The sequence below is a fragment of the Enterovibrio sp. FF113 genome, assembly GCF_041439165.1.
Lineage (GTDB): Bacteria > Pseudomonadota > Gammaproteobacteria > Enterobacterales > Vibrionaceae > Enterovibrio > Enterovibrio norvegicus_A.
Map to the genome: position 1 here is coordinate 119,903 of NZ_JBGONO010000015.1, position 16,854 is coordinate 136,756.

General features: G+C 46.7%; 10 protein-coding genes. 3 read left to right on the forward strand and 7 right to left on the reverse strand.

Going from position 1 to position 16,854, the window contains the following annotated elements; all coding sequences use genetic code 11:
- Nucleotides 1-120: 120 nt before the first annotated feature.
- From ACED36_RS13675 to zigA, 3 genes are all read right to left on the reverse strand, one after another.
- Complete coding sequence (locus ACED36_RS13675) at nt 121-582, reverse strand: Fur family transcriptional regulator (RefSeq protein WP_016960462.1); 462 nt, start codon at nt 580-582, stop codon at nt 121-123.
- A gap of 236 nt (nt 583-818) precedes the next feature.
- A complete protein-coding gene (locus tag ACED36_RS13680) occupies nt 819-1,511 on the reverse strand; it encodes a DUF1826 domain-containing protein (RefSeq protein ID WP_371733428.1) in 693 nt (230 codons plus the stop codon).
- The gene (zigA, locus tag ACED36_RS13685) at nt 1,508-2,716 is read right to left on the reverse strand and encodes a zinc metallochaperone GTPase ZigA (RefSeq protein ID WP_371733429.1); all 1,209 of its coding nucleotides are present in this window, start codon (nt 2,714-2,716) and stop codon (nt 1,508-1,510) included. The genes ACED36_RS13680 and zigA overlap by 4 nt, the downstream gene beginning before the upstream one ends.
- A gap of 346 nt (nt 2,717-3,062) precedes the next feature.
- Here zigA and ACED36_RS13690 point away from each other — a divergent pair, with 346 nt between their 5' ends.
- Nucleotides 3,063-3,959, forward strand: coding sequence for a pyridoxal-phosphate dependent enzyme (locus ACED36_RS13690; protein WP_371733430.1), 897 nt, complete (start codon nt 3,063-3,065; stop codon nt 3,957-3,959).
- A gap of 188 nt (nt 3,960-4,147) precedes the next feature.
- Nucleotides 4,148-6,358, forward strand: coding sequence for an EAL domain-containing protein (locus tag ACED36_RS13695; RefSeq protein ID WP_371733431.1), 2,211 nt, complete (start codon nt 4,148-4,150; stop codon nt 6,356-6,358).
- A 123-nt stretch (nt 6,359-6,481) separates the two neighbouring features.
- Here ACED36_RS13695 and ACED36_RS13700 read toward each other — a convergent pair whose 3' ends face one another.
- The 4 genes from ACED36_RS13700 to ACED36_RS13715 all read right to left on the reverse strand — a co-directional run bounded on the left by ACED36_RS13700 (nt 6,482) and on the right by ACED36_RS13715 (nt 10,899).
- Complete coding sequence (locus ACED36_RS13700; RefSeq protein WP_017003332.1) at nt 6,482-6,835, reverse strand: hypothetical protein; 354 nt, start codon at nt 6,833-6,835, stop codon at nt 6,482-6,484.
- 81 nt (nt 6,836-6,916) lie between these two features.
- Complete coding sequence (locus ACED36_RS13705) at nt 6,917-7,639, reverse strand: YebC/PmpR family DNA-binding transcriptional regulator (RefSeq protein ID WP_016960469.1); 723 nt, start codon at nt 7,637-7,639, stop codon at nt 6,917-6,919.
- Between the two features lie 192 nt (nt 7,640-7,831).
- Nucleotides 7,832-9,397 (reverse strand): glycoside hydrolase family 16 protein, encoded by a 1,566-nt coding sequence (locus ACED36_RS13710; protein ID WP_017003333.1) that lies wholly within the window; start codon nt 9,395-9,397, stop codon nt 7,832-7,834.
- 98 nt (nt 9,398-9,495) lie between these two features.
- The gene (locus tag ACED36_RS13715) at nt 9,496-10,899 is read right to left on the reverse strand and encodes a carbohydrate porin (RefSeq protein ID WP_016960471.1); all 1,404 of its coding nucleotides are present in this window, start codon (nt 10,897-10,899) and stop codon (nt 9,496-9,498) included.
- A 674-nt stretch (nt 10,900-11,573) separates the two neighbouring features.
- Here ACED36_RS13715 and ACED36_RS13720 point away from each other — a divergent pair.
- A partial coding sequence (locus tag ACED36_RS13720; protein WP_371733432.1) for a hypothetical protein occupies nt 11,574-16,854 on the forward strand: 5,281 nt, incomplete at its 3' end.

Consider the following 16,854-nt stretch of genomic DNA (forward strand, 5'->3'; position numbering starts at 1 on the left):
ATTCAACAGAGAAATGGCGAGGTGAGGAAAAAGGAGAGGGCGATTTACGTTGTTAACACTTTGCCTATCACCAACCCAATGCATTCATCGTTCAGGTCTAAGCACAGCGATCAATTTTATTTATGCCGCTGCGGACAAGCACGTTTCACACACGCAATTGAGTTCTATTTGTGGGGTGACCAAGTGAAACCCCGCGGCTTGGACACTGTTCTTCAGCGTTTCAATCGTGGACTTCTCGATATTGATTTCACTGACTTTATGACACTGATTACAGATCAGAAACTGAGGAACACCATGTGCGTGATCGCAAGTGATGTGGGCACAGGCGACAAATTTGTTGGCAAGGTTCAACTTGTGGACGAGCTTTTCATCCTGAAGGAATACTAAAATTCGATATACCGACATCGCGGGTATCGTCTCTCCAAATTCATTCTTGCAAAAATCAATCAGCTCATAAGCAGAGAGCGCTTTATCGGACTTAATCAAGCCCGTGAGTACGTGCTTTCGCTTTTCTGTTAAGCGTGATCCGTTCGCTTTGCAATGCTCCTCAGCATGGTGAATAACTGCTGCTACGCTCTTCATGATTTTTACCTAAATTAATGTGTCTTGTTGATACCGCCAGCGATTTTGCTTTCTAGAATCTATATCGCTTAGGCTGTCTTATTCCTCTCGGTACAGCGTGGTTCTGGCGAAGATTAGAGCAGATCATCCGTCGTCTGTTTCTATCCGGAATATATCTGTTATGGCTTCAAAGTCATAGATAAGATCCCGATAAATCATAGGGCTCTGCTGTTTTCTCTGTGTCTTGACAGATTAATTTAATCAATAAAATCGAGTGTTAATACCAATCGACGCGCTGTCATCGATATGCTTGGTGAACGATGCACTAGGCCAGCGCCTTCGTTTCCTTCCCATTGTTCACCTTTCAGTAACGCGACATCACCTCGTTTTAGTTGATGAATCGCATGGCTGTTTTTCAACAGACCTGATGCATCATCGGATTGGCCTTGGTTTCCAATACCCAATTTGGCGCGATCGACCAGTTCGTGAGGAATCCACTCTGTCGCGTGACCAACATAGGTAGTGATCAATCGACAGGGCACACGATCAACGTGAAACCTAGGACACATAGCCCGATCGAGTGCGGTTATTCTTAACCCTGCTCGTCGGAGATCAAACAGACAACAGAACATGTCGACGAGTTGAGCGATGTCTTCGCTGAAAAGGGAGGCGTTTCCCTCTAAACCAATCATCTCATTGGCGGTAGAAACCGCCGTCTCCGGCGAGACGATTGATGACGCTTTAAGATGAGGTTTTCTGCTGAGAATGCCTTCTGCGGCGACAGCTAACTTATCTGAAAGCGTGCGCTGCCAGATGGCCATGTTTGTCTCTTCACGATAAATATCGCTTAACACGTCGGCGGTGTTTCCTTCAAAAGAATATCGAGAGAGGATGTGTCTTTGTTGCGCCTCTGCCGTTTGACGCTCATTGTTGATTGCCATGTTACTCATTCACTATGCTCCCACGCCGGAAAAGGGTCACTCAAAGCGGTCCAATAGCGATTGCCAAGTAGCAATTCATCTTCTGATAATAGGCATTCATCCAGAGCACTTATCATGGATGCTTGATCGAGATTTTGACCAATGAAAACGAGCTCTTGGCGCATGTCGCCATAAGGCTTCGTCCACACTTTCATAATTGCCGCGAGATGCTCTTCGTTGGTTGGCCATTGTTCTTTGGGAATGGAATGCCAAAACATGCCAGCAAAACCATATCGAGCCATTCCTCCTGCTTGACTCCACTGACCTGCATATTCAGGGCGTGACGCGAGCCAAAAGTACCCTTTGGAGCGAATGAGTTTGCCAAATTGCTCGGTGTTGTGAATGAACTGAAAAAACTTGTTGGGGTGAAACGGACGGCGGGCGGAATAGGTAAAGCTGCCTATGCCGTATTCTTCAGTTTCAGGTTTGTGTTCACCTCGCATTTGTTTTAGCCATCCCGGTGCTTGCTGGGCACGTTCAAAATCAAAAAGACCGGTGTTGAGCACGTCATTGATATCCACATTTCCGTTGGCGATAGGGATGATGCGAGCGTGTGTATTGAGGGCTTTGAGAATAGCGATAAATCTTTCTATCTCTGAGGTTTCGACAAGGTCTGTTTTGCTTATTAAAAGGACATCGGCAAACTCCACTTGGTCAATCAGTAACTCGGCGACGCTGCGTTCGTCATCTTCACCTAGGGACTCTCCCGTTTCTTGCAGATACAGCGCTTCGTCATAATCTTTTAGAAAATTCACCGCATCCACGACGGTTACCATCGTGTCTAGTGTCGCCACATCTGACAGTGAAACCCCGTTGTTATTTGAAAAAGTAAACGTTTCGGCGACAGGCAAGGGCTCGGAAATGCCTGTGGATTCAATGACCAAATAATCGAATCGACCTTCCTCTGCAAGCTTAGTGACCTCCAACAGAAGATCTTCTCGTAAAGTGCAACAAATGCAGCCGTTACTCATTTCGACTAACTTTTCATCGCTTCGATTAAGTGAGACATCGTTTTGTACAATGGCTGAATCGATATTGATTTCGCTCATGTCATTCACAATGACTGCGACTTTTCTCCCTTGTCGATTGTTAAGAATGTGGCTGAGTACTGTGGTTTTTCCTGCGCCAAGAAACCCTGAAAGAACAGTGACAGGTAAGCGGAATGGTGGAGTCATGTTGAAGCTTCCATTTTTGTACGTTCATTTTATGCTCAATATATTGTTATGTTATAACGTATCATTTATATATTTCAACCTGTGTATCACATTCACTGGGTGGCAATGTGCAATTTGTACTGGATTGAAAGTGTTTGGCGTGAGCTTGATAGCTTGATGTTTCTATGGTTATCAATCCATTGAGTCGCTGAGGGAGAAAATGCGAAGAAAGAGCGAGTTTGTTTGCTTATTGTTCTGTTAGAGATCAAGTAAAGGGTGAATTCTATCGTGTTTGGTTTTCCTTTCTCTGTAAGAGAGCGGGTATACTGCACCTTGTTATTTACCGCCAGTCTTGCAGTCACTATCCATGAAACTTGCCAATAGCCCCGTTACCCAGCATGTGTTTGAAGAGATCCCGTTTTACTTGAAGCGTGACGATTTACTACACAGCCAATTTTCAGGCAACAAAGCGCGAAAGCTGATGTCGCTTTTGCAGCATGACGATCCCAATATTACGCACTTGATTGGCTATGGTTCACCGCAGGCAAATTCTTTGCTTTCTTTAGCTGCTTTGGCGGCCATCAAAGGGTGGCAGTTGGAGTTTTATGTAGACAGGATCCCAGGCTGGCTTAAAGCGCGTCCAATCGGCAACTATCGTGGTGCACTCGATCTCGGGGCAAAGGTGATTGCGATGTCTGACATTTCTGCAGAGCCCATACATCCAGAAGTGTTCATCAAAAAACATCGCCAGGATGAACACCACTTGTTGGTACCCGAAGGCGGGCGATCACCGATTGCGGAAGCGGGCGTTAAAACACTGGCTGACGAGATTCTAGAATGGGCACGATTTAATCAAGACAAGCCCATCGTTGTTGCTTTGCCATCGGGCACCGGCACAACGGCACTGTATCTTCATAAACATCTTAGTCAACATGGTATTGAAGTGCTGACCTGCCCATGTGTGGGCGGAAAAAACTACCTGACGACACAATTTAATGATCTGAATGAAGCCAACCATCCAAAGGTATTATCGCGCAGCCAGAAACATCATTTTGGCAAGCTGTACGAAGCGGACTATCGAGTATGGCAATCTTTGCTCGAGCAAACCCACATTGAGTTTGATCTATTGTACGACCCTTTAATGTGGCGTTGTTTACTGGAATGGTATCCGAAAAATGTGGATAAGCAGCTGCTGTATATCCATCAAGGTGGTGTGTTAGGCAATGAAAGCATGTTGCCGCGTTACCAGCGAAAATTTGATTGAGACACAACGGCTCCAAATCCCGCGCATTACTGCTATCTGGATGCATTGCAATGGATTGCTTATCTTCTACACGTATTGTCGTCACTGCTAAGACACCCGCCACATAGTCAAAAAAGCATCAACATCAGACTCTTTACGCACTCAGAGGTTGCTACGCTTTCCCCAGCACGCAAAATCCGAGGAAGGTAATGCAAGAAAATACAGCACGACGTTCCTTCAAGAACGCTGTACATCGTCAGTTGCGTAAACCTCTGTTTGCCAATTTAGCTATCTTCTTCGGCATATTGCTGAGTTTCTATTTCTCGTCGTTTTTTACCTTCGAGCCGATGGGTTTCTTTGTCCTGTCGTTTGTTAATGCGTTTATGGTGGCAGCGATGTTGCTGCTAGGGTTGCGTATTCTTCCTGCCATTATTGCTGCACTTTTTGCCCATCAGTTGCTGTTCGTCGATGTGCCCATTGTGCACGTACTTCTCTTTGCGACGACGTTACCTATTCCGCCGATTATTACGACCCTTGCGTACAGCAACGCCGTGAAAAGAGTGAAAGCCCACAGTGTTCTTTTGAAAGTGGGGATCTATTTTCTGTTGTTTGGCATGATCTTACCTGTACTTCAGGCGCTACTGCTCACGTTAGTGGCATCCCTTTCTGGTATTTTCCTCGGTGCTGAATTCATCTTATTGTCGTCGGTGAGTATGTCACTCACTCACTTGATCATCACACCGCCACTTTTTGTGTTATTGAGCGTTTTGTTTTGGTCAGGAAAAGATAAATACATCGCGTTAGACAAGAATATTTTCAGGATGAATAGCTCACCGTGGGCTTACCGTGTTTGGTTGGCAATGCTCGCTATGTTTATCGTCGTTAAGCTGCTCTTACCCGATTCTCTGATGCTTTACTCTCTTGGCTTTGTCTCAATGGTCATTGTGTTTATCGGAATAGGGCGCTTTGGGATTTTACGACCAATGCTAATCGGCTCTGTTGTGGTAAGTATTATTGTTTACAGCGCAACCACACAAGTTAACGCGGCGATGGCGTTAAACGACGAATATGTCGCATTGATGGAGATACTCACGGCATTTGCTATTTTGGCTTACATTCACGGCAGTTCATCTATCCGAAGTTTCCTGATGTCGAATGAAAAAATCCGCGTAGAACGCACAGATCCTTACACGGGACTCTACAATCTTTCACAGCTCAAAGAGGATATGGTGCACTGTGAGCAGCCTATATTGGTGTTTTTTGATTTGTGGCCAACCCTGACCAAACTTGCCGGAATCGGGCACAGCGGACAGGCACAATTGCTACGTCAAATCACTCGAGAGCTCTTTGCAGCACGATCAGATATCAAGCGCGCATATCGTCCACCATTTACGACGGGCGTGTTGTTTTTTCTACCGCAAAAAGAGGATATCCAAGGCGAATTGGTGACTTTGAGCTTGATGCTGGATGAGTTTCAGTTCTACTGGCAGGGTACGTCGATCAGTTTAGTTTCACACACATTGCATTGTTGGACATTGACCAATGATGAGGATTTGGATGCTAAAATATCGGTGTTTTGTGATCAGCCCTATTTAGCGAATCAAAAGATTTGTTGGTTTGATGACAATCAGCTTTCTGGGCAAAGAGTGTCACGGTTGATCACGGTGCAACATGCGCTCAAAAACAATGAGTTTGAGCTTTTCTGCCAGCCCTATCGAAACCTGCAAGACCCATCCGCAGCGAACAGTTTTGAGGTTTTATTGAGGTTGCGCCCAGCCGATGGGAGCTCGTTAGAGCCCGAAGAGTTCTTTCCCATGATCAATGAGTTTGGTGTAGAAGCGAAATTGGACAGATGGGTGATCGAAAATACATTTAAGCAATTATCGACACATCTTACGCAGTGGAATTTAATTAACCGCTGCGCGATTAATCTCACCGCAAAGTCCTTGGGGGATGAAGATCTTTCTGCTTATGTCCTTTCTCTTGCCAAGATATATCAGATACCGCTCGACCGTATTTGTTTTGAAATCACAGAATCTGCAGCGTTGGAAAATGAAGCACAAGCCATTACGACCGTTGAAGCATTGAAAGAGGCGGGTTGCAATATTGCGTTGGATGATTTTGGAACGGGATACGCGAGCTTTTCTTATTTGCGTCGTATTCCGGTGACGGTACTAAAAATCGATGGTGAGTTTATTCGCCATTTGCCGACGAATCCCACAGACAAGCTCATTGTACAGTCGATCAGTTTAGTGGCGAAGAACATGTCATTGGTGACTGTTGCGGAGTACGTGGAAACGGAAGAGCATGCCACTTTATTGAAGGAATTGGGGATTAACTATGCGCAGGGTTTTGGCATGGCAAAACCTATCCCATTGGTTCAGCACATTGGGGCAATGAACGCATTGGCGCAAACGTAAAACCAATCGGAATACGTATTGCTCGCGCGTGCGTGCACGCTGAATGAGCAGGGCGGCAAAGAAAAAGCCAGGATCAAGATTCTGGCTTTTTCGCTTCTAAACGATTTGAAAACGGTCTGACGTTTAGCTGCGCTTAGGTTGCTTGTAAGTGCGACCCGCTGCCGCGTAAGTATCGCGGTTTTTGATTTCAAACTGGGTGTAGAAGAACCATGCAACGAAAACGATCACGTCATCGCCCACGTTCATCACGTGTTCGACGTATTCTTCTTCTTTGCCTTCATCATTCAGCTCGGTGAAAACATGGTAAACGCGGTTTACGCCACTTTCGGTTTCAGCCAGTGAGAATTGGCCGGTCATTGAACTTGCGGCTTCTGCAACTTCAGCATCATCACACGCTTTCAATACTTCCAGTGCTTCCGGCAAGCTGGTTTTTTCACACAGTGTTTTTACCAGCGTTTCAAAATCTTGTTGTTCCATGGAGGAATCCAACCTGTTACTTAGGTATATAACGGAAAATGCCCGGTCGAACCGGGCATTTCGTGACGCAGCGTAGAGGTATTACTCCTCGATTTCTGCGTTGTGGTATACGTTTTGTACGTCGTCGCAATCGTTCAGCATGTCCATGAATTTGTCGAAAGCTGCAACATCGTCGCCTTTCACTTCGGTCATGGTTTGTGGAACGAAGGTGATTTCTTCAACATCAATTTCAACGTCAGGCATGGAATCTGCCAGCGCGTTTTTGACTTTGAAAAATTCAGTCGTTGGGGCAAATACAGTGATCACGCCATCTTCGCATTCAATGTCAGTGACATCAACGTCTGCCATCATCAGAGCTTCTAGTACGGCTTCTTCGTCATCGCCAGCGAACTGGAATACAGCTTGATGCTCGAACATGTGAGCAACCGTACCAGGACCACCAATTTTAGCGTGTGTTTTCACGAAGCACTGACGTACTTCCATGTAGGTGCGGTTGTTGTTGTCAGTTAGACAGTCAACAATCACAGAGAAGCCACCTGGACCAAAACCTTCGTAGCGAGCAACTTCATAGTTTTCACCGCCGCCGCCAGCCGCCTTTTCAATCGCTTTGTCGATGACGTGGCTTGGCACCTGATCTTTTTTTGCTTTTTCGATCATGCGCTTTAGCGAAAGGTTCGTGTCTGGATCGCCGCCACCGTTCTTCGCGATGACATAGATCTCTTTGCCGTATTTTGAATACAGCTTAACTTTGGCGCCTTGGGTTTTCGCCATTGCATTTTTGCGAACTTCGAAACTGCGTCCCATGGGGAGTTACTCTCTATAATTTACGTTTGTTGAAGTAGGTGGGATTTTATCAATCACTGCTTTGGTTTTTCCAGTATTAAAGTGATCTGAGCACCATGAAATGCCATGTCTGATCAAATCTGGTCGCTTTTGCACATTTTATAGGCGTAAAAAAGGCGGCTTACGCCGCCCAGTTATCATGTTACAGAGCGTTTACTTCTCGTAACGAACGTTGTCGATGTTAAGGACCATTGGACCAGTAGGCTCAATAACAAAGATGTTTTTCAGACCACCAATGTTCGCTTTTGCACCTGGTGCGAAGCGGTTTCCATTGTTGATCAGTTCGGCAACGTTGATGCGAACTTCTTTCCATTGACCAATTGGAGGAAGCTCAACGTCAATATCACTTGATGCAGGCCAGCCACTATCGACGCGAACCATGACGCCAACATTTGGTGCTGCTTCTTCGATCATCATGTCAAACACGATGTCACCACCGTTCATCCAATCTGTCATGTTGACTTCAGGGGATTCGAAGTAGAAGTTACCGATTTCACCCGTTTTCTTGATGCCCAGAACGTTGCCACGTCCCGTGACTTCTTTGGTCTCAGTGTAGATCTTGAACTGCGGGTCGTATTCTTTCGAACGCAGGTGCTTGTCGAGTTTGTCGTCATACAATGTGAACAATGGACCACGAGCATAATCTGGACCCGGAATGATGATTTCCGGTGCAGCAGTACCTGCTACAAACTGTGCGTCTTCCGATACCGTGGCACATCCTTTTCCAGATGCAGGATCTTTTGAACATTCGTAAACACGAACGAAATCCACTTCCATGGTTTGTGGGAAGATAGCATCGTCGATACCGCCTTCATTGGCGTTAGACGCCCATGAACCACCCAATGCTAGGTTTAGGATCATATGGAAGCGTTGGTTGAACGGCGCATCACTTTCGCCAGTTACCCATTTGCCGCCTTCTTTGTATTGGCTGTACCAACCGTCAGAGCGCTGAGTACCATAGTGAACGTCGTCCACGTACCAGCGCATTTCATCCTTTTCCCACTCGATAGAGTAGGTATGGAAGCCATCTGCTGGGTTAATGTGACCAGGAAGCTCATACTCTGCCGCCGTGCTCACGTTATCAGGCCATTCGCGACCGTAGTGAAGCGTACCGTGGATACGGCCTTCTTCTTTACCTGCTTCGGCACCAAGCTCATCCGTTGGTGTCTTCAGGTTAACCGCTTCGACAATGTCGATTTCGCCGGACGCAGCCCAACCACCATAAACATAGTCAGTCGGCAGCATCCAAATTGCTGGCCAAGTACCTTGTCCGAATGGCAGTTTAGCGCGCACTTCAAAGCGCCCATATTGCCAATCGCCTTTGTTCATGGTTCTTAAGCGAGCAGACGTATACGGAAGCGTTGCTTTGTGGCGGCTCTTACCTTCTGGGTCAGAAGGACCAGTAAACTGATAGTTGCGTGCAACGATGTGCAGTTTTCCATCTTCTACGAACGAGTTAACGGGGCGTTTTGTGTAGCATTGACGCTCGGCATTACCGCCACCGTAGCAGTTTACTTCGTGATCCCATTTGTTCTTATCAATGGTGTCGCCGCTGAATTCATCGTTCCAGATTAGCGTCCAAGATGCGTTGGGTTGCACCACAGCAACGCTGGTGTCTGGGCCCGCTTGAACGGGTTGATACACTTTCGACTCACAACCTACCATGGCGCCTAAAATCGCGGTGGCCAACAGTGCACGTCGATAAGGGAAATTACTCATCATTGTTTCCTTACTCGTCGGCAATTCATGAGAATTGCTAAAAATCTCTTATTTTTTAGGGCTACACATTTAGCGTAGCCAGACATGACGTGAACGGCTTACCAGTAGGCATCAGCCTGAATGCCAAAGACGATGTCGTCTTTTAATTTCACTGAAGGGTCTGTTGAATCACCCGTTGTCCAAGACAGTGGCAGGTATGTTGCCGTGAACCGGATTTCTGCGGTTGATAGGCCATCAGACAAAACGAAAGTTGGTGCGACGGTCAATTTTGACTGATGCCACGTGCCACCATTTTGTGTATTCTCGTAATAACCCGCTTCGGTTTGGATGATGAAATTATCCCTTACAGGGAAGATGTTACGCATCATCACAGAGACCCAGTAGTTGTAGCCGCCGTTGTCAGCACCTGCAGTGGAGTTAGTCCCTTCATCGTTATACTGTGCTTGGATGGAAGGGAAGAATCCGATACCAGAACTATTGGTATAGCCACCCCAAAGCAGAGCGCGTGCAGACAACGCATCTTCTTCACGGTGAGTGATCAAGTAGTATGGGTCGCCAAAGTAGTCTCCCCATTCACCCGTGTGGTAGCCTTGAGTCAGCGAGCCTGGTCGCAGAGAGCCATAATCAGAGATGGTTCCACCAAGGAGGTTTCCTGAACCTAGACCACGACCAGCTTGCGCAATGGCATAAGAGAACGCATTCCCTTCAAGACCAAAGAAATTGAGCATGTGGTAAATGGCAGTTGCGTCGTAACCCGTGTCAGCCCACTCTTTACCGGTGAAATCCCAGTTGTTAGGCATGTACTTGTAATTACCTTGAACTGTTAACGCACCCAATGTGTAAGAGGCATGGAAAGTGTGCATTGGGTTATTTTGGTTAGACTGAATACGTTGTCGGTCGGCTTCGTTGAAGATGAATTCTTTGTTTAGTGCGATATCACCTGCGTTATTCGTTTGATACGCAGCATCGACAAAATCATCATAGTCGCCGGTTAGACTGATGTTTCGGTCGCTGGAGATATACGCTAAATCGATAAATCCATCGCCGACTTCATAATCTTGAATACCCACACCAAGACCATCAAGATCGGTATAGAAAAAATCGGTCATGAAGATGTAGTTTTCTTCGCCAATTTTTCTTTTACCGCCCCAAAGTGTCCCTGAGCGAGTGATGCCGTCCATTTCTACAAAACCAATAAGCTCATCGAATTCTGTATTACCGACACCAATATTGATGCGAAGCTGTTGGTCATCACCAATGTTGGTGATGGTCGTGAAACCAATGTTACCGTCATTGTCAGACTCTAAACCAAGCCTGCCAAGCAGTTCTTTTTGGCCTCCAATATCTGCTTTCTTAAAGTCATTTTCCTTGCTGGCAAAAAAGCCGGCACGGAAGTAACCGTGGAATTCGACTTCGTCAATAATGGCAGCATTAGCAGCAGGCATACCCGAAAGGGCAGCGGCAGCGCTCAATACAGCCATCGATAATCTGGACTTTTTCATTGTCACTCCGTCAGAGATTAGGTTACCCCTAAAAGAAAGCGCTTTCTTATCATGGTATTTTAAAACCCGAATTTATCCTTACAAATGTCAGACACCCGAGTGACAGAAGAGGAAGTAAGTATCGAGTTTGACTAGATTTTCAGTGCCACGTGTATAAAAAGTTAGCAATAGTGATTCCACATGAAACCAAGAAACCGCTAGTCATGTGACAAACTAAGCAGGGTCCTTTAATAGTGCAAATTTTACAGATGAAAACATTAACCATTTCACATTAAATTTACATTTTGTCTTCAAAGTTAGTGACTATTGCATTTTATTATGGATATTGATGCATATTTGTTTTCAATTTGTGTGATGTGACTCATGAGTGAGAATCTTGCATTTCCTACATCTCATACCGTGGATCTTCTCTTTCTATTCAATGTAAATTGGAGATTGTTGTTGAGTTGTACTGCCACTTAACAATAAATTTACATTATGCGCGAGGTTCATACCTTGATGGCAGTAAAGCTGGGTAACCGGCTTTATTTTGAAGATAAAGTGAAAGCGCTTTCTTTTTGGCAATGACACCCACTTTGCAAAAAGATTTCTCCGTTCGGCAGGGGAGCTCTAAGACCAGCGGTAAGCACTGGCTCGTCGCTGATTAGATGTAGGACAAACATACGGACGACATGATGAAGAATTTCTTAGCTAAGACGGTGTTACTAGCTTCCGTCGCATTGGCTGGGTGTGGCGGTGGCGACGATCCAGTTAGTGGAACGTCAGTGACCGGAGATGAAAGCAAAACACCTCAGTTTTATACAGTTCACGAGAATGGCTCAGGTCTGAACTCAGATTTGAACCTCACGAGTTACGGCTGGCAGCTAAATGACAAATCCGGGTTGACCGGTTTTGCCGGTGCTACTAACGATCATGTTAATGTGGCCGCTCCTCCTTTTGCGGATGGAAATGGTAAATCAGATGATTGGGGTTGGGGTGCGGCGGTCGCAACAACGGATGATACGAACGTGCCGCAGGCGACTCGCCAAGGTTCGTTGGATTTGTCAGGTTATGCAAATGGCTACATGTCGCTTGAAGTTAAAGGCAATCTGACCAAGCCCGTTACGATTGGTTTTCAAACAGGCATGCCAGCAGAAGACCCTGAAGCCATCGGAGCGGATAACACTCGTCCGGGTACCGAAAATGGTGTTGTGTTTTCACCGCAACAAAAATCGGCTAACAGCAGCGCTTCGGCTCGAACGACAACCAGAGAATTCAACACTGAGTGGAAGAAGTTCACCATCCCAATGTCAGAGCTTATCGCCGATAAGAAAATTGACTTCACTGACGTTACTTCTCCAGTTTACTTCAAAGGCTTAGAAGACGAAGACGAGCAAGGTAAAACACTGCAAGTTCGTAATATTGCTTTTGCAAAAACACTTGCTGACATGCCAAGTTTCGATGATGAAGGTGCCGGGTCAGGTTCTGGTGGCGGCAGCGTCACACCGGGTGAAGGCGAAGTGACTGCTCAAGCCTATATCGCTTACAGTGGTGAAGACGACACATTTTCCATGGAATATTGGGGCGATACTTGGGGGAGTGGTACAACATACACAGAGCTTGCTGATGACCAGTTTCCAAAGACTTTTGAGCTTACCAGCGGAAATACTTGGGGTGCCGATGCAATAGCGATTGCTTGGGGTAATGAGCCTGAAAACGCGATTGATATTTCGTCTTACAATTTTGCGCGTTTTAAAGTTCAAACTACAGACTATTCTTCCGTTAAAGTTTCAGTGCAAAGCGCTACTCAGAGTGAGAGTGCGATTGTTTACACATTGTCTGATGGCGATACGCTCGACAATGGCTGGGTACAAATGGAAGTTCCATTACCAGCATCACCTGCATTTACAGATATGACTTGGTTTGGGCTAGTTTTTGAAGGTAATGCAGGAACTGCGAAAATCGCAGATATTGAACTCATTACCCGTAGCGCCAGCGCTTCTGTAAAGTCTGCATACATTGCTTACAGTGATCAAGATGACACGTTTGGTATGGAATTCTGGGGTGATAACTGGGGTAGCGGTGCAGTGCTTAATGCGCTTACTGGCGACCAGTACACCAAATCATTTTCATTAGCCAGCGGTAACAGCTGGGGTGCCGATGCTGCAGCTGTAGCGTGGGGCAATGAAGATGCAAATGCTGTTGATGCATCCGCATTTAAATTTGCACGATTCAAAGTTCAACCTGGCTCTGCATTTTCTACTGTTGAAGTATCGGTACAGAGTGTTTCTGAATCCGAGGATAAAAATACCTACAACCTATCAAGCGGTACGTCGCTAGAAAACGGTTGGGTTCAAATGGAAGTGCCTATTCCACAAACTTCTGATATGAAGTGGATTGGCTTGATCTTCAGCGGTCAAGGCACCTTGAAGTTTGCGGACGTTGTGTTGGTATCAGCAAGTGGTTCTGATGGAAACATTGATGGCGGCACCGATGGCGGAACTGACGGCGGCACCGATGGCGGAACTGACGGCGGCACCGATGGCGGAACTGACGGTGGCACCGATGGTGGCACTGACGGCGGCACCGATGGTGGTACTGGCGGCGGCACTCATGGTGGCGTTGAGCTAGCAGCACAACCTGCACCAACAGGAAACTTCCCTGTATCTAGTGTGACTAATGGTGATGCGCCAGGCGAAGCTGTTCTTGGTAACGCAAAGCTCACTGCGATCTCATACGGTGCATTCCGCACAACGACACGTACCGAAGCAAATGTACCCAGCGTGACCGATCTGAAAGAAGATCTTAAAATCATGCACGCTTCAGGTATTCGCATGTTGCGTACCTATAACACACAAGGTTTCTCAGATACTGAAAATCTGCTTATCGCAATTAGCCAACTGAAAGAAGAAGACGCAAGCTTCGAAATGAATGTGATGCTGGGTGTTTGGATTTCAGCGTTGAATGCATTCTCTGATCAGCCTATTGATCATTCTCAGGAAAGCCCTGAGAACGATGCAGAAATGGACAAAGCGGTTGAGTTTGCTCAAAACTACCCTGACATTATCAAAGTGATTGCTGTTGGTAATGAGGCAATGGTTGAGTGGGCAAGCAGCTACCGTGTTGAGCCAGGCATTATATTGAGCCGCGTTAACGAGCTTCAAGCACTGAAAGCTGATGGCACAATTAGCAACAATATCTGGATCACCAGTTCTGAGAACTGGGCGGTTTGGGCCATCAACAACGATTACTACCGTGGCCACGAAGCAGACATCAAAGCGCTAATTCAAGCCGTTGATTATGTCTCTGTTCACGTTTATCCATTCCACGATACACAGTTTGATCCTGAGTTCTGGCGTGTTCCAGCTGACGAGCAATCAATGTCTCGTCAAGCACAAGCGGATGCGGCAATGGGTCGTGCATTTGGCATGGCAATGACACAGTTTGACGATGCACAAACGAGCGTATTGTCTGTTGACAGCACCAAGCAAGTTCACATTGGTGAAACGGGTTGGTCAACGCTTTCAAGTGAAGGCTATGGCGCGGGTGGTACAGGTGCAGCGGATGAGTACAAGCAAAAAGCGTACTTTGATGCGATGTCTGACTGGGCAGGTGAATATGGTGCGTCTGTGTTCTTCTTCCAAGCATTCGATGAACCTTGGAAAGGCGATTCAAGCAACCCAAGTCACTCAGAGCAACACTTTGGTTTAGTTGATATCAATGGCAATGCGAAATACGCCATTTGGGATCAAGTTGATGCCGGTGCTTTCGACGGGATTACTCGTGGTGGCAACCCAATCGTTAAATCAAATGGTGGTAACGCGCAAACTGTTATCGACGGCATTCTTGCTATCCCATATGCGTTCAACGCAGGTGGTGTGATAGAAGGCAATGAGTACACGATTTATAACGGTGCGGTTAACGCTAACCTGACGGCGGTTGCGTGGGAAAATACTGCGTGGCTTGCTGCAAATCCAGACAAGCAAGTTCTTGAGCTAACGACGCCGCCAACGGCGGGTACTGCGAAAGATTGGGGTTGGGGAGCAAGTGCTGCTGTTTCTGGCAGTTCTGGCCAAAACCTGACTGGTTTTGAAAACGGTTACCTGATGTTTGACATCAAAGGCACCACGACAACGGCAATCAACATTGGCTTCCAAACAGGTGCCTTTGGTGATAGCACTCGACCACAAACGAACAATGGTGTTGCGTTTGGTCCAGGTGGTTACTCAATTACCTCTGAGTGGCAGTCATATAAAATCCCTGTTACTGAACTGACTAGCGCTACTTCGCCTGATTTCACAGACGTGACTTCACCGATTTTCTTCCAAGGTTCAACTGACGACGGCGGTGTTCTAGAACTGCGCAACGTTCGTTTCAGCAAGACTGGGGAAACTGATGGTGGAACCGACGGTGGCGGCACTGGCTCATCAGGTACTGGATACATCCTGTATACAGGTCAAGAAAGCACAATCACTTTTGAAGATTTACAAGCGTGGAATGGTGCGGGCATCGAAAGCGTTACGGGTGGAACCTATGACCCAGCGCTTACGCTGACTGTTACAGACGGCTGGGGTGCATTGGCTTGGGTTAACACCTCAACTACGGTAGACATCACGCCATATACACATGCTGAGTTCAAAGTGCTGACTGATGCCGACCAAGTTCGTGTTTCAATCAGTAGCCAAAGTGAAGGTGAGAGTGCAAATGATTACTCGCTTTCAACAGGCACTGATTTGACCGGTGGCTGGGTGCAAATGTCTGTACCGTTACCTGCCTACACAGATATGACGACGTTTGCTGTTGTACTTGGTCAGAACGGAACATTACAAATTGCGGATGTTGCATTCGTAAACAATGACACTGATGGTGGAACAGAAGCGCCAGAGACTGCGTATATTCTATATACCGGTCAAGAGAGCAACTTTGCTTTCGAAGATCTGCAAGCTTGGAATGGTACGAGCATTGAAGATGTAACGGGTGGTACTTATGACCCTGCACTTGATGTGACAGCCACCAACGGCTGGGGTGCGTTAGCGTGGGTAAGCCCTATCAACCCAGTAGACGTTACGCCATATACACATGCTCAGTTTAAAGTGAAGACAGATCTAGACGCAGTTCGTGTGGCGATCAGTAGTCTGACTCAAGATGAAGATGCAAATGATTACATGCTGTCGACAGGTACTGCGTTAGACGGCGGTTGGGTGCAAATGGAAGTTCCATTGCCTGACTTTGATGATATGACCATCTTCGCTATCGTACTTGGACAAAATGGCACACTGCAAATTGCTGATGTTGCATTTGTAAATAATGACACCGATGGTGGTACAAACGGCGGCACAACAACCGTTGGTGATGGCATTGATTTCGAAACCAACACGCTAGCGTGGGAAGTGTTCGAAAACGATGACAACCCTGCGATTGAGTTTGTTTCCAACCCAGATGCTTCTGGTACAAATAACTCAAACACTGTCGCTAAAATCATTGCGCGCACCGCGGGTGCGCCATGGGCTGGTGCGATCACGCGTGACGTTGAATCGTTTACGCTGGATGCATCAAACAGTGTTGTTCGCATGATGGTTTATAAAGACAAAGCCAGCACAGTTCGCTTCAAATTGGAAACAGCAAGTGGTTATGCGCAAGAGCTTCTTGCCCAAAACACAACCGTTAATCAATGGGAAGAACTGACGTTTGACTTTTCTGATGTTGCGTCATTGTTTGATGGTCCAGTGACTGGCGTGGTTATATTCCCAGACTTTGTCGATGCGGATACTACGCGTAGCGCTGATACAACAATGTATTTTGATAACGTCACTTTCAATGCAGAAGGCACCGATGGCGGTACTGACGGCGGCACCGATGGTGGTACTGACGGCGGCACCGATGGTGGTACTGACGGCGGCACCGATGGTGGCACTGACGGCGGCACTGACGGCGGCACCGATGGTGGTACTGACGGCGGCACCGATGGTGGTACTG

What these genes read in the sequence shown, in the direction of transcription:
- ACED36_RS13675 (WP_016960462.1), bottom strand. Translation starts at nt 582, where the DNA reads ATGAAGAGCGTAGCAGCAGTTATTCACCATGCTGAGGAGCATTGCAAA.
- ACED36_RS13680 (WP_371733428.1), bottom strand. Translation starts at nt 1,511, where the DNA reads ATGAGTAACATGGCAATCAACAATGAGCGTCAAACGGCAGAGGCGCAA.
- zigA (WP_371733429.1), bottom strand. Translation starts at nt 2,716, where the DNA reads ATGACTCCACCATTCCGCTTACCTGTCACTGTTCTTTCAGGGTTTCTT.
- ACED36_RS13690 (WP_371733430.1), top strand. Translation starts at nt 3,063, where the DNA reads ATGAAACTTGCCAATAGCCCCGTTACCCAGCATGTGTTTGAAGAGATC.
- ACED36_RS13695 (WP_371733431.1), top strand. Translation starts at nt 4,148, where the DNA reads ATGCAAGAAAATACAGCACGACGTTCCTTCAAGAACGCTGTACATCGT.
- ACED36_RS13700 (WP_017003332.1), bottom strand. Translation starts at nt 6,835, where the DNA reads ATGGAACAACAAGATTTTGAAACGCTGGTAAAAACACTGTGTGAAAAA.
- ACED36_RS13705 (WP_016960469.1), bottom strand. Translation starts at nt 7,639, where the DNA reads ATGGGACGCAGTTTCGAAGTTCGCAAAAATGCAATGGCGAAAACCCAA.
- ACED36_RS13710 (WP_017003333.1), bottom strand. Translation starts at nt 9,397, where the DNA reads ATGAGTAATTTCCCTTATCGACGTGCACTGTTGGCCACCGCGATTTTA.
- ACED36_RS13715 (WP_016960471.1), bottom strand. Translation starts at nt 10,899, where the DNA reads ATGAAAAAGTCCAGATTATCGATGGCTGTATTGAGCGCTGCCGCTGCC.